The following is a 24,446-nucleotide window of genomic DNA, read 5'->3' on the forward strand; positions in this document are numbered from 1 at the left end:
TATAGAATAATATAAGGTAAAGGCATGAATCGTTTTAAAAAATCAAAATATATCATTGTTCTATTTGTCGTTATACTAGTAGTTTCAGTTTTTTTAGTGGCGACACAATCCAGTGCACTTGTGACAAAAGCTGGAGATGGAATTTCATTGGTAGATAGAATTGTACAAAAACCATTTCAATGGATAGAAGCCACAAAGTCAGATTTAGGAAATTTGACGAGAGCATATAGCGAGAATGAAACTCTCAAAAAAGAATTCTATCAAATGGAAAAGGAAAAGAATGAAGCAGATCGTTTGAAAGAAGAGAATGAACAACTGCGTCAATTATTAGATATGAAATCAAAATTGAACGCGCCCCAGGTAATTGCCGCAGATGTCATTATGAGAACTCCAGCAACTTGGAAACAGGAATTGACAGTTAATGCCGGTTCAAAACAAGGTGTAACAACTAGTATGCTCGTTGTTTCTGGTGGAGGACTTGTTGGAAGCGTTGAAAAAGTAGAAGACAACTCAACTGTAGTCAATTTATTAACAAACGCTGAAAATACAGAGAAAATTTCTGTTAAAATCCAGCACGGATCTAGTAGTATTTATGGTATTATCATTGGTTATAATAAGGAAAAAGAACTACTAAAAATCAGCCAATTGAATAGCAGTGTCGATATTAGTCAAGGTGACAAAGTGGTAACTGGAGGCTTAGGAAACTTTAATGCTACAGATATCCCTGTAGGGGAAGTCGTATCAGTTACACATAGTAATGACTATTTAACAAGAGAAGTTATGGTTAAACTGCATGCTGATCCGATGAATCTTAAGGTCGTAGAGTTAGCGGGGAATCTATCATGAGACTTTTTAAGCAGATAGGGATGTTTTTGCTCTTGCCCTTAATCGTCTTGATAGATAGCCACTTAGGACAATTTGTAAACAGCTTCTTCCCGCATTTTCAAATGATTAGCCACTTTATCTTCATTTTCTTATTATTCGAGACAATAGAAGTATCAGAGTATCTCTTTTTAGCCTATTGCTTGGTCTTAGGACTTATTTACGATATCTACTTCTTCCATTTGATAGGGATTGCCAGTCTCCTTTTTGTGATTATTGGAGCTATCGTCTATAAAAGCAACTCTGTTATTTTGTTAAATAGATGGACAAGATTATTAGCTATTTTAATGATGACTTTTACATTTGAATTTGCTAGCTTTATCCTAGCACACTTGGTAGGATTAACTGCAGAAAATTTATCTGTATTTATAGTTTATAGCCTTGTTCCTACTATGATATTGAATTTTATATGGATGTTAGTTTTCCAATATATTTTTGAAAAAATATATCTATAAGTAAGAAAGAAACAAAACTGTAATAAAGGCGTAATATTTATTAGGCCTTTTTTTGATATACTAGTATTGTCTTTTTAAAGAAGGAGTATTTACATTTATGAAGAAAAAAATTCTAGCATCACTCATGTTAAGTACAGTATTAGTTTCGCAAGGAGCTGTACTTTCAAGTGTTAAAGCTAACACAACAGATGAAAAAATTGCAGCTCAAGATAGCAAAATTAGTGAGTTGACAACACAACAGAAGGAAGCTCAAAAACAAGTTGATGAGATTCAAACTCAAGTGACAGCTATTCAGACAGAACAAGAAAAGTTGCAAGCTGAGAATGAAAAACTTCAAGAAGAATCTAAAAAACTTGAGGGTGAAATCACAGAGCTTTCAAAAAATATCGTAGCTCGTAATGAATCGCTTGAAAACCAAGCTCGTAGTGCACAAACGAACGGAACTGCTACAAGCTACATTAATACAATTATTAACTCTAACTCAATCACAGAAGCTATTTCTCGTGTAGCGGCTATGAGTGAAATTGTCTCAGCAAACAATAAAATGTTGCAACAACAAAAAGAAGATAAAAAAGCTATCTCTGAAAAACAAGTTGCAAACAATGATGCAATCAACACAGTTATTGCTAACCAACAAACACTTGCTGATGACGCTCAAGCTTTGACAACAAAACAAGCTGAATTGAAAGCAGCCGAGTTGAATCTTGCAGCTGAAAAAGCTACTGCAGAAAATGAAAAAGCAACCTTGCTAGAGCAAAAAGCAGCGGCTGAAGCAGAAGCGAAAGCAGCAGCAGCAGCAGAAGCAGCATACAAAGCAAAACAAACAAGTCAACAACAAACGGTTGCTGCTTCAGCAAATACAACATTTGCAGCACAAGTACAAGCAACTTCAAGTTCTTCTTCTTCATCAGATGAAGACTCAAGTTACACACCTGCACCTACTCCTGTAAGTCAACGACCAACTTATAGTTCAAATGCCTCAAGTTACCCTACAGGTCAATGTACATGGGGTGCTAAGACCTTGGCTCCATGGGCTGGTGATTATTGGGGTAATGGTGGCCAGTGGGCTACTAGTGCAGCAGCAGCAGGTTTCCGTACAGGTTCTACACCACAAATTGGTGCGATTGCTTGTTGGGATGATGGTGGATATGGACACGTAGCGGTTGTTACAGCTGTTGAATCAACGACGCGTATTCAAGTTTCAGAGTGTAACTATGATGGTAGCGGTACTCAACCAATCGGAAATTACCGTGGATGGTTTAATCCTACAGCATCACGTGGTACAGTAAGATACATTTATCCAAACTAATATACTGATTATTATTCAATTTAGGGTGAGGTTTTATGAATCTCACCCTTTGTATAGTGTTTAAAAATAAATTTCATAATATCATTAGTTGTCATTGACATATTATTTTCGTATTCGTTTTGGTAAAGTAATACGAAGTATAGAGAATTAGCACATAAGCAAGCTAATGAAGATAAAATAGATTTTAAGAGAGTTGGTACTGGAATTATGTTTACGTATAAAATGAATGTTGATGTTCAAGAGTGGGATTTATTTTTGCAAAATCATCCACAAGGAAATTTATTGCAGAGTAGTGATTGGTCCAAGATAAAGGACACTTGGGGAAATGAGAGAGTTGGTTTTTATAAAGACAATCAATTAGTTGGAGTAGCAAATATCCTAATTCAGCCGCTACCATTAGGACTTTCTATGTTTTATATTCCACGAGGCCCAGTAATTGACTATGAAGATAAAGAACTTCTGAAATTTGTTCTTTTAACGTTGAAAAAACTTGCTAAAAAAAGCCATGCAATAATGGTTAAATTTGACCCAATTCTATTTATCAGTAAAGGTCTTATTGGCCAAGAAATTGTCCAAAATTCTATGACTTTAGGAATTGTTGAAGAACTGAAAAAAAATAAAGTTCATTGGACAGGCTTAACAGAGGATATGGCAGAAAATATACAACCACGTTTTCAAGCTAATATTCATAAAGAAAATTTCTCACTGGATCAACTTTCTAAGTCTACTAGACAGGCTATCCGAACTGCAAGAAATAAAGGATTGGAAGTAAAATTTGGCGGGCTCGATTTATTAGATGAATTTTCGTTTTTAATGAAGAAAACAGAGTCTCGCAAGAACATTAGTTTACGAGACAAAGATTATTATCAAAAGTTACTGACTACTTATCCTAATCACTCCTTTATCACACTAAGCTATTTAGATTTACCTAATAGATTGAAAGAAGTTGAACAACAACTTGAAAAAAATCTAAAAACAGCGCAGAAGTTTACAGATAAAACAAAAGAAGGCAAAGTAAAAGATAATCAGCAAGAGAGAAACCGATTAGAAGAAGAAATTTCTTTTCTTAAGAGCTATATTGATAGAGGAGATAGTATTGTCCCATTGTCTGGTACTTTAACTATCGAATTTGGGAAGACTTCAGAAAACTTATATGCTGGAATGAATGAAGAATTTAGACACTATCAACCAGCTATTCCTACATGGTTTGAGACTGCCCAACATTCTTTTGAACGTGGAGCAGAGACTCATAATATGGGAGGAATTGAAAATAATTTAGAGGGTGGATTAATTAACTTTAAATCCAAGTTTAATCCTACTATCGAGGAATTTGTTGGTGAGTTTAATTATCCAACTAGTTCATTATATTTCTTGTTTAATCTAGCTTATAAAATTCGTAAGAAACTTCGAAGTAGATAGGATAAACTAATTATTTTACCACTACATTAAATTTAAAAAAACTAGCCATTAGAACATCTCAGCAGTATATGTTGAGATGTTTTAAATTTAGAGTTTTTAACGAGTAATTTAATAAGGAGAAAATAACAAAACTACTTGAAATAAAGCTCCAATTATGATAAAATGAAACTTGTCGTGTGAACGATAATACTCATTCTTGATGAATTGTGAAACTGTTGCCTTCGGGTTGTTTTGCGAGCTGAAATCGAGAAGAGGAAAAAACAAAAAAGGAGAAATACTCATGGCAGTAATTTCAATGAAACAACTTCTTGAGGCTGGTGTACACTTTGGTCACCAAACTCGTCGCTGGAACCCTAAGATGGCTAAGTACATCTTCACTGAGCGTAACGGAATCCACGTTATCGACTTGCAACAAACTGTAAAATACGCTGACCAAGCTTACGACTTTATGCGTGATGCAGCAGCTAATGATGCAGTTGTATTGTTTGTCGGTACTAAGAAACAAGCTGCTGACGCTGTTAAAGAAGAAGCAGAACGTTCAGGTCAATACTACATCAACCACCGTTGGTTGGGTGGAACTCTTACTAACTGGGGAACTATCCAAAAACGTATCGCTCGTTTGAAAGAAATCAAACGTATGGAAGAAGAAGGAATCTTCGACGTTCTTCCTAAGAAAGAAGTTGCACTTCTCAACAAACAACGTGCACGTCTTGAAAAATTCTTGGGTGGTATCGAAGATATGCCTCGTATCCCAGATGTAATGTACGTAGTTGACCCACATAAAGAGCAAATCGCTGTTAAAGAAGCTAAAAAATTGGGTATCCCAGTTGTAGCGATGGTTGACACAAACACTGACCCAGATGATATCGATGTAATCATCCCAGCTAACGATGACGCTATCCGCGCAGTTAAGTTGATCACAGCTAAATTGGCAGACGCTATCATCGAAGGTCGCCAAGGTGAAGATGCTGTAGCAGCAGTTGAAGCAGAATTTGCAGCTTCAGAAGCTCAAGCAGATTCAATCGAAGAAATCGTTGAAGTTGTTGAAGGCGACAACGCTTAATTCGTATAAATAGTAATTACCTAGGAGGGCGGGGCTTAGCCCGGCTCTCCTATTTTTAAAAAAATATAGGAGAATCAAAATGGCAGAAATTACAGCTAAACTTGTTAAAGAGTTACGTGAAAAATCTGGTGCTGGTGTCATGGACGCTAAAAAAGCATTGGTTGAAGTTGAAGGTGATATCGAAAAAGCGATCGAATTGCTTCGCGAAAAAGGTATGGCTAAAGCAGCTAAGAAAGCTGACCGTGTTGCTGCAGAAGGTTTGACTGGTGTATTTGTTAACGGTAACGTTGCAGCAGTAGTTGAAGTAAATGCTGAAACTGACTTCGTTGCGAAAAACGCTCAATTCGTTGAATTGGTAAATGCAACTGCAAAAGTAATCGCTGAAGGAAAACCAGCTAACAACGAAGAAGCTCTTGCTTTGACAATGCCTTCAGGAGAAACTCTTGAAGCAGCGTATGTATCTGCAACTGCTACTATCGGAGAAAAAATCTCATTCCGTCGTTTTGCTTTGCTTGAAAAAACAGATGCCCAACACTTTGGAGCTTACCAACACAACGGTGGACGTATCGGTGTTATCTCTGTTATCGAAGGTGGAGACGAAGCACTTGCTAAACAAATCTCAATGCACATCGCAGCGATGAAACCAACAGTTCTTTCATACAAAGAATTGGACGCTCAATTCGTTAAAGATGAGTTGGCACAATTGAACCATGTTATCGACCAAGATAACGAAAGCCGTGCAATGGTTGGCAAACCAGCACTACCACACTTGAAATTTGGTTCAAAAGCTCAATTGACTGACGAAGTAATCGCTCAAGCTGAAGCTGACATTAAAGCTGAATTGGCAGCAGAAGGTAAACCAGAAAAAATCTGGGACAAAATCATCCCAGGGAAAATGGACCGTTTCATGCTTGACAACACTAAAGTAGACCAAGCTTACACACTTCTTGCACAAGTTTACATCATGGATGACAGCAAGACAGTTGAAGCATACCTTGAATCAGTTAACGCTTCAGTAGTTGAGTTCGCTCGCTTTGAAGTTGGTGAAGGTATCGAAAAAGCTGCGAATGACTTTGAAGCTGAAGTTGCGGCTACAATGGCAGCAGCCTTGAACAACTAATCATACAAAAGGAAGCAAATTTGCTTCCTTTTTCTTTTATAAAAATTTAAAAGCCCTTTAACAAGGGCTTTTTGTATTTAGGAGACTACACTTCAAATTCATAGAGCGCTGTAGATAGATAACGTTCTCCGTTATCTGGTGCGAGTGCAAGTACTTTTTTACCTGCTCCAAGTTTTTTAGCAACTTCAATAGCTGCATAGATAGCTGCAGCAGAAGAAATACCTACTAAGAAGCCTTCTTTTCCGCCAATCTCACGGCCAAGCGTAAGTGCATCATCTGATGTTACACGGACGATACCGTCATAGGCTTTTGTATCAAGTGTATCAGGAATAAATCCAGCTGAAATACCTTGAATTTTGTGAGGTCCAGGTTTTTCACCGGATAAGATGGCAGACTCATCAGCTTCAACCGCAAAAACTTGAATGTTTGGATTGACAGCTTTTAATGCATGAGAAACACCTGAGATCGTTCCACCGGTACCAACACCACCTACAAAGGCATCTAGTCCATCAGAACCGAAAGCAGCTAGTATTTCAGCTCCTGTTGTTCTTTCGTGAACTTCTGGGTTAGCTTGGTTGACGAATTGTAAAGGTAGGAAACCATCGCGCTCAGCAGCAATTTCTTGCGCTTTTGCAATCGCACCTTTCATACCTTCACTACCAGGAGTAAGGACTAGTTCAGCACCATAAGCTTGGATAATCTTACGGCGTTCAACACTCATTGTTTCAGGCATAACGATGACAACTTTATAACCTTTAGCAGCACCAACCCATGAAAGACCGATACCAGTGTTCCCGCTTGTTGCTTCTACAATAGTAGAGCCTGGTTTCAGTTTACCCTCTTGTTCTGCTTTTTCAATCATGCTAAGAGCAATGCGGTCTTTAACGGAAGAACCTGGGTTGAAAGCTTCCAGTTTTACATAAACATCTGCTGCACCTTCTGGTACAATGTTATTCAATTTAACAATCGGTGTTTTTCCGATGAGTTCAGTGATATTGTTATAAATAGCCATGTTAGCACCTCTTTATATAAGATGCTTCTAGTATAACGCTAACTTTTCCTTTTGTAAAATATAGAAATCCTATCAAAGCGATAGGATTCTTTTATATCAATGATCTAAAGCATTAATTCTCAGACGGTTTTGCTCGCAAAAATTTCCAGCGAGTTCATTGCTTCATTTTCCGAACACCATATTTTCTCATTTTTAAGCTAAGTCAACAGGAACTTCAACTTCTCGTAAACCTTGGTCTGTTAAGGTGACTTTCCCATTGAAAAATTCAATAAGGGCAGCTTTGATACCTTCTTTATCCTCTTTATCAACAAAGATTGTCGTTTCAACTTGATCTGTAAAGTTGGTTTCCAGTTCTACAAGATGATGTTCTTTAAGAAAGTTCCCATATTCTTGATATTGAGCATAAGTCATGTGAATCTGAATGCCTACTTGCTCTTTGATTTCAATAATGCCAATTTCTTTGACTGCCAATGCGACACTTCCTGCATAAGCACGAATGAGGCCTCCGGCACCCAGCTTAATACCACCGAAATAACGAGTAACGACTACGCAAACATTGGTCAAATTGTGATTTTCTAGAACCCCTAGCATAGGTACACCAGCAGTTCCACTTGGCTCACCATCATCACTGGTTCGCTTAATTTCGCTACGTTCTCCGATTATAAAAGCAGAGCAGTTGTGAGTTGCTTTATAGTGTTCTTTCTTAATAGCTGTGATGAAAGCACGAGCTTCTTCTTCACTATAGACACGTTTTGCATGGCAAATGAAACGAGATTTTTTGATTTCTTCTTGGACTTGTCCGTCCTCTTTAATTGTTCTAAATTCCATGGTTTTATTGTACTAAAAAATCATATAAAGCGCTAGTTTTTCCGAACATATAAGTATGAAAGTAAATCCAAATTATCTAGGCCGACTTTTTACAGAACAAGAATTAAGTGTAGAAGAAAAACAACTGGCAGTAAAAATGCAGAGTATGAAAAAAGAGAAGGGAAAACTTGTTTGTCAACGATGTGATAGTATGATTCAAGAGGAATGGAAATTACCTATTGATGCTTACTACTGTCGCGAATGTTTGTTAATGAAGCGAGTAAGGAGCGATCAAGCGTTATACTACTTCCCTCAGGAAGAATTTCCTAAGCAAGATGTTCTTAAGTGGCAGGGACAATTAACTCCTTTTCAAGAGAAAGTATCAAAAGGTTTGCTTCAAGCACTAGAAAGTCAGCAACCGACCTTAGTTCATGCCGTGACTGGGGCAGGAAAGACAGAGATGATTTATCAAGTTGTTGCCCAGGTTATTAATGATGGCGGGGCAGTTTGTCTAGCCAGCCCCCGTATAGATGTTTGCTTAGAATTACATAAGCGATTACAGAACGATTTTGACTGTGAAATTGCGTTACTGCATGGCGAGTCTGAACCATACTTTCGAACACCACTAGTTGTTGCAACAACGCATCAATTATTAAAGTTTTATCACGCTTTTGATTTATTAATAGTAGATGAAGTAGATGCATTCCCCTATGTTGACAATAGAATGCTTTACAACGCTGTAAAGAATTGTGTAAAGGAAAATGGGCTCAGCATCTTTCTTACAGCAACTTCTACAGATGAGTTGGATAAAAAGGTTCGCTTAGGAGAGTTGAAAAGGCTGAGCTTGCCAAGACGGTTTCATGGAAATCCTTTGATTATTCCCAAACCAGTCTGGTTATCAGAATTGGACAGTTACTTAGAAAAACTTCGTTTACCAGCAAGGCTAAAAAGCTATATTGAAAAACAAAGAAAAACTGGCTATCCTTTACTCATTTTTGCATCCGAGATCAAAAAAGGAGAAAAGTTAAAGGAAATCTTGCAGCTACAGTTTCCAAATGAGAAGATTGGCTTTGTATCTTCAGTTACTGAGAACCGATTAGAACAAGTTCAAGCATTTAGGGATAAGGAATTAACTATATTGATAAGTACGACCATATTGGAACGAGGAGTTACCTTCCCTTGTGTAGATGTAGTTGTAGTGGAGGCCAATCATCGCCTCTTTACAAAATCAAGTCTCATTCAAATTGGAGGGCGTGTAGGTCGAAGTATGGATAGACCAACTGGAGATTTGATTTTCTTTCATGATGGATTAAATAGTTCGATTAAGAATGCTATAAAAGAAATTAAACTGATGAACAAGGAGGCTGGCTTATGAATTGTTTACTATGTGGACAGCATTTGAAAAGCAATCTAACCTTTAGCAATCTACTCTTGTTAAAAAAAGAGGAGACTTCAGTCTGTGTAACTTGTTCTGAAAGTTTTGAAAGGATTGGGGAAGAACATTGCCCAAACTGTCATAAAAAAGGGGTGTCAACTTCGTGTAAAGATTGTCAAATTTGGTGTAAAGAAGGGATTGATGTAGAACATCAGGCAATTTTTGTTTATAATCAAGCAATGAAAGACTTTTTTAGTCGTTATAAATTTGATGGTGATTATATACTTCGAAAGGTTTTTGCATCGATTTTGAGGGATTCCCTAATCAACTATAAGGACTACCATTTTCTTTTAATCCCATTAAGTCCTGAGAGATATGCAACAAGAGGTTTTAATCAGGTTGCAGGTTTAATAGAAGCTACAGGTCTTTCCTATGAGAATCTTTTAGAAAAAAGAGAAGAGAAAGCAAGTTCTTCAAAAACTCGTTCAGAACGTTTAGCGACTGAACTTCCTTTTTTTATTAAAGATGGCGCCACGGTTCCCAAAAAGATTTTATTGATTGATGATATATATACTACAGGAGTGACACTTAATCGTGTGAAAAAACTACTTGAGAATGCAGGAGCAGAAGAGGTTAGAACATTTTCCCTCGTAAGATGAGGAAAAAGATTGCAATAATTTTTTGAAAGCGTTATAATAAATATAGAAAAAACAAATATGTTTAGAAAGAAGGTACTTATATGATTAAATATAGTATCCGTGGTGAAAACCTAGAAGTAACAGAAGCAATTCGTGATTATGTAGTTTCTAAACTCGAAAAGATCGAAAAATACTTCCAAGCAGACCAAGAACTAGATGCACGTGTAAACTTGAAAGTGTATCGTGAAAAGACTGCTAAGGTGGAAGTAACGATTCCGCTTGGGTCTATTACCCTTCGTGCAGAAGACGTTTCTCAAGATATGTATGGATCTATTGATTTGGTGACAGATAAGATTGAGCGTCAAATCCGTAAGAATAAAACTAAAATTGAACGTAAAAACAGAAACAAAGTTTCTACTAGCCAATTATTTACAGATGCTTTGGTTGAAGAGGCAGATGTAGCTCAAGCTAAAGTTGTTCGTTCAAAACAAATTGATTTAAAACCAATGGATCTTGAAGAAGCACTCCTTCAAATGGACCTATTGGGACATGATTTCTTTATTTACATTGATGTTGACGATGAAACAACGAATGTTATTTATCGACGTGAAGATGGAGACATTGGTCTTCTTGAAGTAAAAGAATCATAATCCTAAGTATGATTTGATTAAAAAGGTGGTTTACACTAGTGTAAACCACCTTTTGTATTCATGTGCACTACAACTGAGCACAAGTGTTATTCCTTCTTTAAAGGTCGCTTTTTTAGTGCAAATATGGTATAATATTGCGCAAGAGGTTTGTAATGAAAAAAAATGAAATGAATCCCTTTTTTATATACTTATTTGCTGGGATTGCCTTTATAATCATGACTGTATTAGTTATTTTTCTTCAAAATAACCTAGTCACAATAGCATGCTTATTTTTCTTGATGGTGGCATTTCTTTTGCTATTTTATTTTCAGAAGAAATATTATCAGAAAACAGAAATTGAACAGATCCAGTACGTAAACCATCAGGCGGAAGATAGTTTAAGTTCACTCTTAGAACAGATGCCTGTTGGAGTTGTCAAGATAAACATGGAAAGTAGTGAGATTGAGTGGTTCAACCCTTACGCAGAGTTAATGTTGACAACGGAAGATGGAGAAATTGATCTTCCTCAAGTTCAAGAAATTATAAAAACATCCATCACTTCGCCTGGCATTTATGCTAATGTAGGGGAAAAACGTTATGCGGTGCATCTAGATAGAAATTCTGGTGTGCTCTACTTTTTTGATGTTTCTGGAGAGTACGAAGCCACAGTAGAATTGGTTACGAGTCGCCCTGTAATTGGTATTATTTCAGTAGATAATTATGATGATTTAGAGAACGAAACATCTGAATCAGATATCAGTCATATTAATAGTTTTGTTGCGAATTTTGTCGCAGAATTTACCGGAAAACATCAGATGTTTTCTCGTAGAGTGACTATGGATCGTTTTTACTTGTTTACTGACTATACGGTATTGGAACATTTGATGCAGGACAAGTTTTCTGTGATTGATACCTTCCGTGAAGAAGCTAAGCAGAGAGATTTAGCCTTAACCATGAGTATGGGCTTTTCATACGGTGATGGCGATCATGAGAGTATTGGTAAAGTTGCTTTATCCAATCTCAATCTTGCAGAAGTTCGGGGTGGAGACCAAGTCGTTGTAAAAGAAAACGATGAAACGAAGAATCCAATTTATTTTGGTGGAGGCTCTGCAGCTTCTATTAAGCGAACAAGAACACGTACTAGAGCGATGATGACGGCGATCTCTGAAAAATTAAAGAGTGTCGATTGTGTATTTGTTGTTGGTCATAAAAACTTAGACATGGATGCTTTGGGATCTGCGGTCGGTATGCAATTGTTTTCTAGTAACGTCTTGGACGAAAGTTACGTAGTCTATGATGCAGAACAAATGTCTCCGGACATCCATCGTGCCATTCAATTTTTAGAAAATGAGGGAGTTACAAAACTTCTTCCTCTAAATCAGGCTATGGGAATGGTCACGAATCGCTCCTTGTTGGTGATGGTGGACCATTCTAAGACGGCCTTGACTTTATCAAAAGAGTTTTATGATTTATTCACACAAACGATTGTTATTGACCACCATAGACGAGATCAGGATTTCCCAGAAAATGCTGTTATCACCTATATCGAGAGTGGAGCAAGTAGCGCGAGTGAGCTTGTAACAGAGTTGATCCAATTCCAAAACTCTAAGAAATCACGTTTAAGTCGGATCCAAGCTAGTGTTCTCATGGGTGGTATGATGCTGGATACTAAGAATTTCACCTCTCGTGTGACTAGCCGAACCTTTGACGTGGCAAGTTATCTAAGAACACGTGGTAGTGACAGTATTGTAATCCAAGAACTTGCAGCAACTGACTTTGAAGAATATCGATTGGTAAATGAGCTTATCTTGCAAGGACAGGCCGTACAACCTTCTATTCTCGTGGCTCAGGCCAAGGATAGTAAGGAGTATGATACTGTAGTGATCAGTAAAGCAGCTGATACGATGTTAGCTATGTCAGGTATTGAAGCTAGCTTTGTCATTGCAAAAAACAGCCAAGGAGATATTTCCATTTCTGCACGAAGTCGAAGTAAGATCAATGTGCAACGGATTATGGAAGAATTAGGTGGTGGAGGCCACTTCAATCTGGCAGCAGCCCGACTGACAGATATGAGTCTGCAAGAAGCGGCTGATAGACTAAAAACCGTTATTTCTAATGAAATTAGAGAAGAGGAGACAGAAGAATGAAAGTAATCTTTTTAGCAGATGTAAAGGGTAAAGGGAAAAAAGGCGAGATTAAGGAAGTTCCAACAGGTTATGCACAAAACTTTTTAATCAAGAAAAACCTTGCTAAAGAAGCAACTTCACAAGCTATTGGTGAGTTGCGTGGTAAGCAAAAATCTGAAGAAAAAGCACATGCTCAACTTCTTGCTGAAGCACAAGAAATCAAAGCAAAACTCGAAGCAGAAGAAACAATCGTCGAGTTTGTTGAAAAAGTTGGCCCAGATGGCCGAACTTTCGGTTCAATTACTAGCAAGAAGATTGCGGAAGAACTTCAAAAACAATTTGGAATTAAGATTGATAAACGTCATATTCAAGTTCAATCTCCGATTCGAGCAGTTGGCTTGATCGATGTTCCAGTAAAAATTTATCAGGATGTAACTAGCGTCATCAATCTTCGTGTAAAAGAAGGCTAAGCTAGATTTGAGAAATGATTTTGTAAAAGGAAGGGAAATCTGATGGCAGAAGTAGAAGAACTACGAGTTCAGCCCCAGGATATCTTGGCAGAACAATCTGTATTGGGAGCTATATTTATCGATGAGAGTAAACTCGTATTTGTTCGAGAATATATTGACTCTCGAGACTTCTTTAAGTATGCTCACCGTTTGATTTTTCAGGCCATGGTTGACTTGTCAGATCGTGGCGAAGCCATTGATGCAACGACTGTTCGTACGATATTAGATGATCAAGGTGATTTGCAAAATATTGGTGGCTTGTCCTACCTTGTTGAGATTATCAACTCTGTACCAACCTCTGCAAACGCTGAATACTATGCAAAAATTGTAGCAGAGAAAGCCACACTTCGTCGTTTAATTGCTAAGTTAACAGAGTCTGTAAACCAAGCTTACGAAGCCTCTAGCCCTGCAGATGAAATCATTGCGCAAGCAGAAAAAGGTTTGATTGATGTCAGCGAGAATGCAAATCGTAGTGGTTTTAGAAACATTCGTGACATTTTAAATCTTAACTTTGGAAACCTGGAAGTTCGATCGCAACAAACGTCGGATATTACGGGGATTGCGACTGGTTATCAAGATTTGGATCATATGACAACTGGGTTGCACGAGGAGGAGTTGATTATTCTTGCTGCTCGTCCTGCGGTTGGTAAGACTGCTTTTGCCTTGAATATTGCTCAAAATATTGGAACCAAGCTAGACAAGACTGTTGCAATTTTCTCTCTCGAGATGGGTGCTGAGAGTCTGGTCGATCGTATGTTGGCTGCCGAAGGATTAGTGGAGTCTCACTCTATCCGTACAGGGCAACTTACTGAGGAAGAGTGGCGTAAATATACGATTGCTCAAGGAAATCTTGCAAAAGCAAGTATCTATATTGACGATACCCCTGGAATTCGAATTACGGAGATTCGTTCACGCGCCAGAAAATTGGCACAGGAAACAGGAAATCTTGGTTTAATTTTGATTGACTACCTGCAGCTAATCACTGGGACAGGTCGTGAGAACCGTCAACAAGAGGTGTCAGAGATTTCCCGTCAGTTGAAAATCCTAGCTAAGGAACTTAAGGTGCCTGTTATCGCGCTAAGCCAGTTGTCACGTAGTGTTGAGCAACGTCAAGATAAAAGGCCGGTGTTATCAGATATTCGTGAGTCTGGATCTATCGAGCAGGATGCGGATATCGTAGCCTTTCTCTATCGAGATGACTATTATGAACGTGGTGGCGAAGAAGAGGAAGGACTTCCGAATAACAAGGTAGAAGTTATTATCGAGAAAAACCGTAGCGGTGCACGTGGAACGGTAGAATTGATTTTCCAAAAAGAGTATAACAAGTTTTCAAGTATTTCGAAGAGAGAGGAACAAAGATGACAGATGCATTTACAGATGTAGCCAAGATGAAAAAAATCAAGGAAGAAATCAAGGCGCATGAAGGACAAGTCGTGGAAATGACCTTAGAAAACGGTCGTAAACGTCAAAAAAATCGTTTGGGAAAACTTATTGAAGTTTATCCATCGCTCTTTATCGTTGAATTTGGGAATGTTGAAGGGGACAAACAGGCCAATGTCTATGTTGAATCCTTCACCTATTCAGATATTTTAACAGAAAAGAATTTAATTCACTATTTGGATTAAGGTTGAAAGTGGGAGTTTTCTCACTTTTTTCTTTTTCTTTCGAATGATATAAATGAGGTCAACCTCAAAAATTTATCTATTCGAAGGAGAATGAATGACAGATAGTAAAAAGGGAACTTTTCTTAAGAGAACGACAGTGGGGACAGCTTCACTATTGTTAGCAGGTGCTTTTTTGTTTGGTGGAGGAGTTGTTCATGCCAATCAGGCAAACAATGGTTCCATAGCTCGTGGAGATGATTATCCTTATTATTACAAAAATAGGAGCCAAAAAATTGATAAATGGCGGCTATACTCCAGACAGTGTACATCTTTCGCTGCTTTTCGATTAAGTAGTGTCAATGGGTTTGAACTACCAGCCGCTTATGGGCATGCGAAGGAATGGGGTTATCGAGCTCAAAGAGAAGGATATCGTGTGGATCAAAAGCCAGTGATTGGAGCTATTGCTTGGAGTACGAGGGGAACGTATGGTCACGTAGCCTGGGTTTCGAATGTGATTGGAGACATGATTGAAATCGAGGAGTACAATTACGATTATACAGAAACGTATCATCGTAGAATAGTAAAAGCAAGTTCTATGACTGGTTTCATTCATTTTAAAGATGTGGGGAATGCTAGTGTAGGGAATCATCAATCTGTACTAGCTCCTAGTGGAACTCATTTCTTTACAGAAAAAGTAGCTATTATGAATCAGCCATCATTGACATCTACTATTATCGATTACTATGAACCTGGAATGAGTGTTCATTATGATCAAACTCTTGAAAAGGATGGCTATAGATGGATTAGTTATGTTGCACGAAGTGGGAACAGACGCTATATCCCGCTAATTAAAACAGAAACCTCTAAGAATGGATGGGAAAAACAGGGGACAACTTGGTACTACTATGAAAATGGGAAAGTGGCTCTTGGTTGGAAAAAGATAAACGGAAGTTGGTACTATTTCCAAACTAGTGGAGCAATGAGAACAGGTTGGTTAAAAGATGGATCTAAGTGGTATTATCTGAAATCGTCTGGAGAAATGCAAACGGGTTGGTTGAAGGATAAAGGTATTTGGTATTATCTTGAAAGTTCAGGAGCAATGAAGGCTAGTCAGTGGTTCCAAGTATCAGGGAAGTATTATTACGTGAATGCATCTGGAGAATTGGCAGTAGATACGACAATCGATGGCTTCCAAGTTGACAGCAACGGTGCGCGAGTAGAACAAGCGTCCCAATAAGCTTCCTCGACAATCTAACTCTTAGCAATGGTATTTTTCCTTGCTTTCCTTTATAATGGGTGTATGGACAAGAAAAAATTATTATTGATTGATGGATCTTCAGTTGCTTTTCGCGCTTTTTTCGCTCTTTACCAGCAGCTGGATCGTTTTAAAAATGACAATGGACTACATACCAATGCAATCTATGGTTTTCACCTGATGCTAAATCACCTATTGGAACGCGTCCAGCCGAGCCATATTTTGGTTGCTTTTGATGCAGGGAAGACGACTTTCCGTACAGAGATGTATGCAGACTATAAGGGTGGCCGGGCTAAGACACCAGATGAGTTTCGGGAACAATTCCCCTTCATTCGTGAGATGCTAGACCATCTTGGAATTCGCCATTATGAGTTGGCTCAGTATGAGGCGGATGATATCATTGGAACTCTTGGTCGCTTGGCTGAAAATGAATCTTTTGATGTAACAATCGTCAGCGGAGATAAAGACTTAATCCAGTTGACGGATGAACATACAGTGGTTGAGATTTCTAAAAAAGGTGTGGCTGAGTTTGAGGCCTTTACGCCAGAATATCTCATGGAAAAGATGGGAATTACCCCAGCTCAGTTTATTGATCTTAAGGCCCTTATGGGGGATAAGTCTGATAATATTCCAGGCGTGACTAAAATTGGTGAAAAGACCAGTATCAAGCTCTTGTTAGAACATGGCTCGCTCGAAGGTATTTATGAAAATATCGATAGCATGAAGGCTTCCAAGATGAAGGAAAATCTCGTCAACGACAAGGAACAGGCCTTCTTGTCTAAAACACTGGCAACGATTGATACCAAGGCACCAATCGAGATTGGCCTAGATGACTTAGTCTATAGGGGTCCAAATGTGGAAAGTTTAGGTAAATTCTACGATGAGATGGGCTTTAAGCAGCTCAAACAAGCCTTGAATGCTTCTCAGTCTAATCAAGCTGAGACATTAAATTTCACCATGGTGGACAAAGTGAGTGAAGAGATGTTGAGTGCCGACTCCATCTTCCACTTTGAACTTTTTGGTGAAAACTATCATACAGATGATTTGGTTGGTTTTGCTTGGTCTTGTGGAGACAAGCTCTATGCGACAGATAAGTTGGAACTTCTGCAGGATTCGATTCTTAAGGATTTTCTAGAAAAAACACCTCTGAAAGTTTATGATTTTAAGAAAACCAAAGTCCTCTTAAATCGCTTGGGCTTGAACCTGCAGGCCCCTGCTTTTGACAGTCGCTTGGCTAAATACCTTCTCTCTACTGTCGAGAACAATGAAATTTCAACCATTGCGAGTCTCTATGGTCAGACTTACATGGTCGATGATGAGACCTTCTACGGCAAGGGGGTCAAGAAGGCAATTCCTGAACGGGAAAAATTCTTGGAACACCTAGCTCGTAAGGTTGCTGTATTGGTTGAGACAGAGCCTGTCCTACTTGAAAAACTCAGTGAACATGGACAGTTAGATCTCCTCTATGACATGGAGCAGCCTCTGGCCTTTGTGCTTGCTAAGATGGAAATCGCTGGAATTACGGTCAAGAAAGAAACCTTGCTTGAAATGCAAGCTGAGAATGAGTTGGTCATTGAAAAGCTAACTCAGGAGATTTATGAGCTAGCTGGTGAGGAGTTTAATATCAACTCACCTAAACAGCTGGGTGAACTGCTTTTTGAAAAGTTAGGGCTTCCCCTCGAATATACCAAGAAAACCAAAACAGGTTACTCAACAGCAGTGGATGTGCTAGAGCGTCTGGCTCCTATTGCTCCAATCGTCAAGAAAATTTTAGATTATCGTCAGATTGCTAAGATACAGTCGACTTATGTGATTGGTTTGCAGGATTGGATTTTAGCGGATGGTAAGATTCATACTCGCTATGTGCAGGATTTGACTCAGACAGGGCGTCTGTCTAGTGTGGATCCAAACTTGCAAAATATTCCTGTTCGCTTGGAACAAGGTCGCCTCATTCGTAAGGCTTTCGTGCCAGAGTGGGAGGATAGTGTCCTTCTCAGCTCTGACTACTCACAGATTGAATTGCGCGTTTTGGCGCATATCTCTAAAGATGAGCACTTAATCAAGGCCTTCCAAGAGGGAGCTGATATCCATACCTCGACAGCCATGCGGGTCTTTGGAATTGAACGTCCTGAGGATGTGACTCCAAACGACCGTCGCAATGCCAAGGCTGTCAACTTTGGAGTGGTTTACGGAATTTCAGACTTTGGTTTATCAAATAATCTAGGTATCAGTCGTAAAGAGGCTAAAGCCTATATTGATACCTATTTTGAACGCTTCCCAGGTATCAAAAATTACATGGATGAAGTGGTTCGTGAGGCGCGTGATAAGGGTTATGTAGAGACTCTTTTCAAGCGTCGTCGTGAGTTGCCAGATATCAATTCGCGTAACTTTAACATTCGTGGTTTTGCAGAGCGTACAGCAATTAACTCACCTATTCAAGGATCGGCTGCAGATATTCTCAAAATCGCTATGATTCAGCTAGACAAGGCCTTGGTAGCAGGTGATTATCAAACCAAGATGCTGTTACAAGTGCACGATGAAATCGTTCTTGAAGTGCCTAAGTCAGAATTAGCAGCCATTAAAAAACTCGTTAAGCAAACTATGGAAGAAGCCATTCAACTCAGTGTGCCACTGATTGCTGATGAAAATGAAGGCGTGACTTGGTATGAGGCTAAATAAAAAATAGACTATTAGACAAAAAGAAATCCCTTTGAACAGTAGCGTTCAAGGGGATTTTTCTTTCAGGAAAAAACAAAAGTGAAACTATCTAGCTAATAGTAGAATTTATTTGATTTGTTTCTTTTGTTCTTTTTTGGCAAGTATTGGTAGAATAACACCTAAACCAATCAGAATAATTGGGGTCAAGATGTTTGTAAGAAGAGAGAATTGCCAAGCAGTTGGATTCTCAGCATAGCTAATTTTTGGAACCATACCTAGGATACAAGCAAAGGCAGTGAAGAGGAAGCACCAAGTACCGATAACAAAGCCAAGTTTTGGATTGTTAACAAACTTGTATTCGGCATTTTTGTATGTTTTCCAAGCGCGATTGAGCATCATATAGGCAAGGAATACCCAGAGATAACGCATTGGCATTACAATAGAATTAAGGTTGGTCATCCATTTTACAAGTCCGTCAATTTCCTGAATACCAAAAATTGGAAGGATGATGATAAGGCTAACGAGGGCGCCTGTAAGGAGGTAACCGTTAATGAGGACACCTTTTTCAGTCCGTTTACGAAGCCAACTTGGGATATAGTTTTCGTCAGCATTATTGAGAAGGATTTGCAATGGTGCGTCAATAGAGAAAGCAAGTGCCGCAATTTGTCCGACCATGTTTGTAAGAGCGTAGATTACGACAAAGAGATTTCCAACTCCCCAAGAATTTCCTAACATTTGGAAGGCTTGATAAGCACCATTACGCATGAGGTCTTCAGGGATATTATTGCCATCAAATAGCATTCCCATGGCAACTGAACCAAGGATAGCAGAGAGTCCTACCATGATGGCCATGACAATCATACCTTTTGGAAATTCTTTTGCAGGATTGCGAGTTTGATTCACATAAGGGGAAATTTTTTCACAACCACCAACTGCAAAGACCAGTAGTGAGATGGTTGTAAAATAAGAAAAATCAAAGTTTGGAATGTAAGTGCTCAGTTGATCCATGTGCGGTGTCGCAAACTGGATGTCTGGCTTAATGAAAGGCAGACCGACAGCCAAAAGCACAAAGAGTAAAGACATAATCAACATGGCACTTCCTGCCAGGCTACCGATGACCTTCAGTGTTGTCAATCCTTTTGTAGAAAGGTAGAGGAAAAGTCCAAAGATTAGCAAGCAGAGAATAACAATCAAGTGGATGTCGATTTGTTTTAGAAATTGTCCGTTACCCTGCAAGGCCCATCCAAGCGGAATCAGGATTCCTTGAGGTTTTTGTGCAAGATAAGGGATATGTACAACCCAGTAGGTCCAAGCGGCAAAGTAGGCGAGACGTTTGGTTGATGTTTTTTCAACCCAGTCACTAACACCGCTTCCGCTTTCCTTGAAGGTAGAACCTAGTTGTCCGACGATGAGTGAATATGGGATAAAGTAGAGTGCGAGGATTAAAACCCAAGATACGACTACTGAAATCCCCTGTTGAGAATAGTTGTTGACGACGTTTCCTAGCCCCCAAACCATGTTGAAAGCAATCAGAGATACCATCAGCCAATTAAGTTGGTGTTGATCTTTTTTCATAATGTCTCCTTTTCTAATAATTTTAGTATATCATGTTTTTTTGAAAGCGCCTAATAAAATTCGAAATTTCCTATAAAAATCTAAAGGCTAGTTAACAGATAAGCACTAGGATTAGTTAGTTGAGAAAAGGTTATCCACAGTGTGTGAATAACTCAAGGTGTCAACAACAACAGTCTCTTTAGCGTTTTGATGTGAGAAGAAGAGACAAAATTTATAGAATAGTAAAGAATGCAAGCCTTTATAAACCCTGATAGAATAAGGTTTATAGACCTTGTTCTGTTATAAATCCTATAGACTTGGATTGGAAAAGCATTTTGAAAAAACTTGAAAATATTTTCCAAAGAAAAGTTGAAGGTTATCAACAACCTGTGGATAACTTTATATGGATAAGAAAATCCCCTTGTACATGACAAAGGGGTTGGGTTATTACTGCTTTGGTAACCAGTTGAGATTAAAGTCAAGAGTCTTGGCATTGAGCAATTCCTGATGGCGGATGCTTTGTCTTTCTTTCCCGTCCAGTAGACAGTTTTGGACAAAGTGGAAGTGTTCATGATTCTGTTGAGTACGAATCTCAAGCCATTTATCTTCTTGAGCCAGATAGATACGAAGGTGGTCAAAGAGAGGAATTCCAAGATCATAACTCGCTTTTCCTGGGCAGGTTGGGTAGAATCCAAGAGCTGACCAGATATACCAAGCAGAGAGACTGCCATTGTCCTCATCGCCAGGGTAGGCATCCCAGCTTGGTTTGAAGGCCTTCTGACGCAGCGTCTTGATGAGAAGGCTAGTGTATTCAGGATAGTTACTGTAGCGGAAGAGATAAGGGATGTGGAAACTAGGTTGGTTTGAAATGGCTAGTTGACCAAATGGCGCTGTTGCCATCTCACTCATCTCATGGATTTCATATCCATAACCCGTCGTTTCAAAGAGCGGTAGACTTTGACAAGCTTTCAAAAGATAGTTGCTAAAGGCGTCTTTTCCACCTATTAGTTGACTAAGTCCAGAAATGTCATGCAAGACACCGAGACTGGCTTGAATGGCTGAACATTCGGCGTAGTCACGGCCCCAACTATAAGGAGAAAAGTCAGGACGGAAGTTGCCATCTACATCACGCGCCCTCATATAGCCTGTCTCAGGGTCAAATAGGTTTTGATAATTCTTAGAATAGTGGGCATAGGTTTGGGCTAGCTCTTCTTGCCCTAATTTTGCTGCACAAGTAGAGATACAAAAGTCACTGTAAGCATAGTCTAGTGTGTGGCTGACACTTTCATGATAATCTGTGGACAAGTAGCCCAGTTCCTGGTATTGAGAAAGGCCATGGCGTCCGTTGATGGCTTTTGGATCTGCCTTGGTCGCAGTTTCGATCATGGCTTTGAGAAATTCTTCTTCAATTTCAGGTGCCATGTCTTTGCAAGCACTATCTGCCAGTACACCATCAATCAAAGTACCAGGCATCATTCCTCTTTCGTCAGGAGCCAGCCACTTAGGCAGATATCCAGTGTCGCGATAGCTATTGAGGAAGCCCTTAAGAAACTGACGATAGTGCTCTGGAATAATCAAGGCAAAGAGTGGGAATGAAGTGCGGAAAGTATCCCAGAAACCATTGTTGGTAAAGAGCAGACCGGGTTTGATAGTTTCTGAAGCAAGGTCTATATGAATGCTTTTACCCTGCTCATTTACCTCGTAGAAGGTTTGCGGGAAAAGAAAGAGTCTGTAAAGACAGTGATCAAAAAATGTTCTGTCTACACGGCCGGTTTCCACGACATCAAATCGACCAAGCAGGTCTTCCCAACTTGCTTTAGCATCTGCTTTTGTATCTTTAAAATCTTTGCTAGGTAGATTAAAGCGAGCTTGTTCTTTAGAAATAAAAGAAGTTGCCAGTTGAACTTGAACTTCTGCTACAGCCAAATCAATACGCCAGTCTTGCCCCTCTTGCTTGATAGATAGGATATCCTTAGAGAATGCGAGGGCAGTGAACATGACGAGAGGACTTTTGTTGGTTTCGGTTAATCCGCTTTGGCGAATATCGATAGTACGTTCATCCACTTGCACTACTGTCAAGTCATCATTCGCATGCAGATAGATGGATAGGGCTTTTCCTTGTGTCTGTCTTAGTTGAATAGAAGCCCCGTAGCAGGTTGGTGTGAGCTGAGTCTCAATCTGATAACGCTCAGAAAAAATTCTGAGATAATGGGGATTGAAAATAGCACAATCGAGGTTATAGGAAGACTGACGATGGAAGAGCGTGTCGCCGCTAATTTCTCCTGCAACAGGAGTCAGTAGTAACCAAGAATAATCGCCAATCCAAGGGCTAGGCTGGTGGGTTAGTCGAACACCCTGAAATATGGGAAGATGGGGATCAAAAAACCAAGATCCTTCCTGATCACTAGTTTGTGGAACAAAGTAATTCATGCCGAAAGGCACTCCAGTGTATGGTAGTGTATTGCCTCGTGAGAATGCGTGTTTACTGGCTGTTCCAAAACGCGTATCGATGCTTTCAAGTATAGGTTTCATAGTGATTTCCTTCAGTAGTTTTCTACATTATATCAGAAAAAGATGACTTTTAGAAAACGGCTTTAAAATATAACAATTTTGTAGAAAAATGACTATCATTTGTGTATATATTTTCTGGGCTAAAAGCTATATACTGAAAATGAATCTTGTTTGAAAGAGGCAAAATAGTTTATGGTATATTCAAAAGAAATTGTCAGAGAATGGCTAGACCAAGTAGCAGAGCGTGCCAAGGAACATCCTGAATGGGTGGATGTCTTTGAGCGTTGCTACACCGACACCTTGGATAATACAGTTGAGATATTGGAAGATGGTTCAACTTTTGTGCTCACAGGAGACATTCCCGCTATGTGGCTTCGTGATTCGACTGCCCAACTCAGACCCTACCTTCATGTGGCTAAAAGAGATCCTCTCTTGCGTCAGACCGTTGCAGGTTTGGTCAAACGTCAGATGACATTGGTGCTTAAGGATCCCTATGCCAACTCCTTTAACATTGAGGAGAACTGGAAGGGTCACCATGAGACTGACCACACAGACCTTAACGGCTGGATTTGGGAACGCAAATATGAGGTGGACTCGCTTTGCTATCCCTTGCAGTTGGCTTATCTCCTCTGGAAAGAGACTGGTGAGACCAGTCAGTTTGATGACACTTTTGTCGCTGCGACCAAGGAAATTCTTCATCTCTGGACAGTAGAGCAGGACCACAACAACTCTCCATATCGTTTTGTCCGCGATACAGACCGTAAGGAAGACACACTGGTAAATGATGGCTTTGGACCTGACTTTGCAGTGACAGGCATGACCTGGTCAGCTTTTCGTCCGAGTGATGACTGCTGTCAGTATAGCTATTTGATTCCATCCAATATGTTTGCAGTGGTTGTCTTGGGTTATGTGCAAGAAATCTTTGCAACACTAGACCTAGCTGATAGCGAGAGCATTATTGTTGATGCCAAACGTCTGCAAGCAGAGATCCAAGAAGGGATCGAAAACTATGCCTACACCACCAATAGCAAGGGTGAAAAGATTTACGCCTTTGAAGTGGATGGCCTAGGAAATGCTAGCATCATGGATGACCCTAACGTACCAAGTTTGTTAGCAGCTCCCTATCTTGGTTACTGCGATGTCAATGACGAAGTGTATCAAGCCACTCGTCGCACCATTCTCAGCCCTGAAAATCCCTACTTCTACCAAGGAGAATACGCTAGCGGTCTCGGAAGCTCTCATACCTTCTATCGCTATATCTGGCCGATTGCCCTATCAATTCAAGGCTTAACAGCTACAGATAAAGCTGAGAAAAAATACTTGCTAGACCAGCTAGTTGCCTGCGATGGCGGAACAGGTGTTATGCATGAAAGCTTCCACGTAGATGATCCGACTCTCTACTCTCGTGAATGGTTCTCATGGGCCAACATGATGTTTTGTGAGTTGGTCTTGGATTACTTGGATATTCGATAATACTCTTCGAAAATCAAATTCAAACTACGTTAGCTTCACCTTGCCGT

20 protein-coding genes are annotated in these 24,446 nt (G+C 39.4%); 16 read left to right on the forward strand and 4 right to left on the reverse strand.

Going from position 1 to position 24,446, the window contains the following annotated elements; translation table 11 throughout:
- The first annotated feature begins 24 nt into the window (after positions 1–24).
- The 6 genes from mreC (at position 25) to tsf (ending at position 6,248) form a co-directional block, all read left to right on the forward strand.
- Positions 25–846 carry a rod shape-determining protein MreC gene (gene mreC / locus NGI26_RS08370; RefSeq protein ID WP_251938689.1) on the forward strand — a complete coding sequence of 274 codons (822 nt, stop codon included), beginning with the start codon at positions 25–27 and terminating at the stop codon, positions 844–846.
- Positions 843–1,337: a rod shape-determining protein MreD gene (mreD, locus tag NGI26_RS08375; protein ID WP_251938692.1), complete on the forward strand. Its 495-nt coding sequence runs from the start codon at positions 843–845 to the stop codon at positions 1,335–1,337. The genes mreC and mreD overlap by 4 nt, the downstream gene beginning before the upstream one ends.
- Positions 1,338–1,434: 97 nt before the next feature.
- On the forward strand, positions 1,435–2,646 hold the full coding sequence (gene pcsB / locus NGI26_RS08380) for a peptidoglycan hydrolase PcsB (protein WP_251938694.1): 1,212 nt from the start codon (positions 1,435–1,437) through the stop codon (positions 2,644–2,646).
- 207 nt (positions 2,647–2,853) lie between these two features.
- The gene (locus NGI26_RS08385) at positions 2,854–4,065 is read left to right on the forward strand and encodes an aminoacyltransferase (RefSeq protein ID WP_251938696.1); all 1,212 of its coding nucleotides are present in this window, start codon (positions 2,854–2,856) and stop codon (positions 4,063–4,065) included.
- Positions 4,066–4,345: 280 nt separating this feature from the next.
- Positions 4,346–5,128, forward strand: coding sequence for a 30S ribosomal protein S2 (gene rpsB / locus NGI26_RS08390; protein ID WP_004250981.1), 783 nt, complete (start codon positions 4,346–4,348; stop codon positions 5,126–5,128).
- 79 nt (positions 5,129–5,207) lie between these two features.
- Complete coding sequence (gene tsf / locus NGI26_RS08395; RefSeq protein ID WP_251938697.1) at positions 5,208–6,248, forward strand: translation elongation factor Ts; 1,041 nt, start codon at positions 5,208–5,210, stop codon at positions 6,246–6,248.
- A gap of 85 nt (positions 6,249–6,333) precedes the next feature.
- On the opposite strand, the gene cysK is transcribed toward tsf, so the two are convergent.
- Complete coding sequence (cysK, locus tag NGI26_RS08400) at positions 6,334–7,260, reverse strand: cysteine synthase A (RefSeq protein WP_251938699.1); 927 nt, start codon at positions 7,258–7,260, stop codon at positions 6,334–6,336.
- A gap of 192 nt (positions 7,261–7,452) precedes the next feature.
- Positions 7,453–8,088, reverse strand: a complete 636-nt coding sequence (locus NGI26_RS08405) for a YigZ family protein (RefSeq protein ID WP_251938701.1) — start codon at positions 8,086–8,088, stop codon at positions 7,453–7,455.
- A gap of 55 nt (positions 8,089–8,143) precedes the next feature.
- On the opposite strand from NGI26_RS08405, the gene NGI26_RS08410 reads away from it, so the two are divergent.
- The 9 genes from NGI26_RS08410 (at position 8,144) to polA (ending at position 18,882) form a co-directional block, all read left to right on the forward strand.
- Positions 8,144–9,442: an ATP-dependent helicase ComFA gene (locus NGI26_RS08410; protein ID WP_251938703.1), complete on the forward strand. Its 1,299-nt coding sequence runs from the start codon at positions 8,144–8,146 to the stop codon at positions 9,440–9,442.
- Entirely contained in the window at positions 9,439–10,101 is a 663-nt protein-coding gene (locus NGI26_RS08415; RefSeq protein WP_251938705.1) for a ComF family protein, read from the forward strand. The genes NGI26_RS08410 and NGI26_RS08415 overlap by 4 nt, the downstream gene beginning before the upstream one ends.
- Positions 10,102–10,181: 80 nt before the next feature.
- Positions 10,182–10,730 (forward strand): ribosome hibernation-promoting factor, HPF/YfiA family, encoded by a 549-nt coding sequence (gene hpf, locus NGI26_RS08420; protein ID WP_251938707.1) that lies wholly within the window; start codon positions 10,182–10,184, stop codon positions 10,728–10,730.
- A gap of 152 nt (positions 10,731–10,882) precedes the next feature.
- Entirely contained in the window at positions 10,883–12,856 is a 1,974-nt protein-coding gene (locus tag NGI26_RS08425) for a DHH family phosphoesterase (RefSeq protein ID WP_251938709.1), read from the forward strand.
- Entirely contained in the window at positions 12,853–13,305 is a 453-nt protein-coding gene (rplI, locus tag NGI26_RS08430; RefSeq protein ID WP_004250991.1) for a 50S ribosomal protein L9, read from the forward strand. The genes NGI26_RS08425 and rplI overlap by 4 nt, the downstream gene beginning before the upstream one ends.
- Positions 13,306–13,347: 42 nt before the next feature.
- On the forward strand, positions 13,348–14,706 hold the full coding sequence (gene dnaB / locus NGI26_RS08435) for a replicative DNA helicase (RefSeq protein WP_251938711.1): 1,359 nt from the start codon (positions 13,348–13,350) through the stop codon (positions 14,704–14,706).
- Positions 14,703–14,969: a Veg family protein gene (locus NGI26_RS08440; protein WP_000128621.1), complete on the forward strand. Its 267-nt coding sequence runs from the start codon at positions 14,703–14,705 to the stop codon at positions 14,967–14,969. Before dnaB ends, NGI26_RS08440 begins: the two co-directional genes overlap by 4 nt.
- A 94-nt stretch (positions 14,970–15,063) precedes the next feature.
- A complete protein-coding gene (locus tag NGI26_RS08445) occupies positions 15,064–16,185 on the forward strand; it encodes an SH3 domain-containing protein (RefSeq protein ID WP_251938713.1) in 1,122 nt (373 codons plus the stop codon).
- Between the two features lie 63 nt (positions 16,186–16,248).
- The gene (polA, locus tag NGI26_RS08450) at positions 16,249–18,882 is read left to right on the forward strand and encodes a DNA polymerase I (protein ID WP_251938714.1); all 2,634 of its coding nucleotides are present in this window, start codon (positions 16,249–16,251) and stop codon (positions 18,880–18,882) included.
- A 105-nt stretch (positions 18,883–18,987) separates the two neighbouring features.
- On the opposite strand, the gene NGI26_RS08455 is transcribed toward polA, so the two are convergent.
- Both NGI26_RS08455 and NGI26_RS08460 read right to left on the reverse strand, forming a co-directional pair.
- The gene (locus NGI26_RS08455; protein WP_251938716.1) at positions 18,988–20,436 is read right to left on the reverse strand and encodes an APC family permease; all 1,449 of its coding nucleotides are present in this window, start codon (positions 20,434–20,436) and stop codon (positions 18,988–18,990) included.
- A gap of 426 nt (positions 20,437–20,862) precedes the next feature.
- Positions 20,863–22,947: a GH92 family glycosyl hydrolase gene (locus NGI26_RS08460; RefSeq protein WP_251938718.1), complete on the reverse strand. Its 2,085-nt coding sequence runs from the start codon at positions 22,945–22,947 to the stop codon at positions 20,863–20,865.
- 171 nt (positions 22,948–23,118) lie between these two features.
- Here NGI26_RS08460 and NGI26_RS08465 point away from each other — a divergent pair, with 171 nt between their 5' ends.
- A complete protein-coding gene (locus tag NGI26_RS08465) occupies positions 23,119–24,399 on the forward strand; it encodes a glycoside hydrolase family 125 protein (protein WP_251938720.1) in 1,281 nt (426 codons plus the stop codon).
- Positions 24,400–24,446: the final 47 nt, after the last annotated feature.

Origin of the sequence: Streptococcus sp. Marseille-Q0941, from assembly GCF_943736975.1 — a bacterium.
In the GTDB taxonomy this organism is placed as follows: Bacteria; Bacillota; Bacilli; order Lactobacillales; family Streptococcaceae; genus Streptococcus.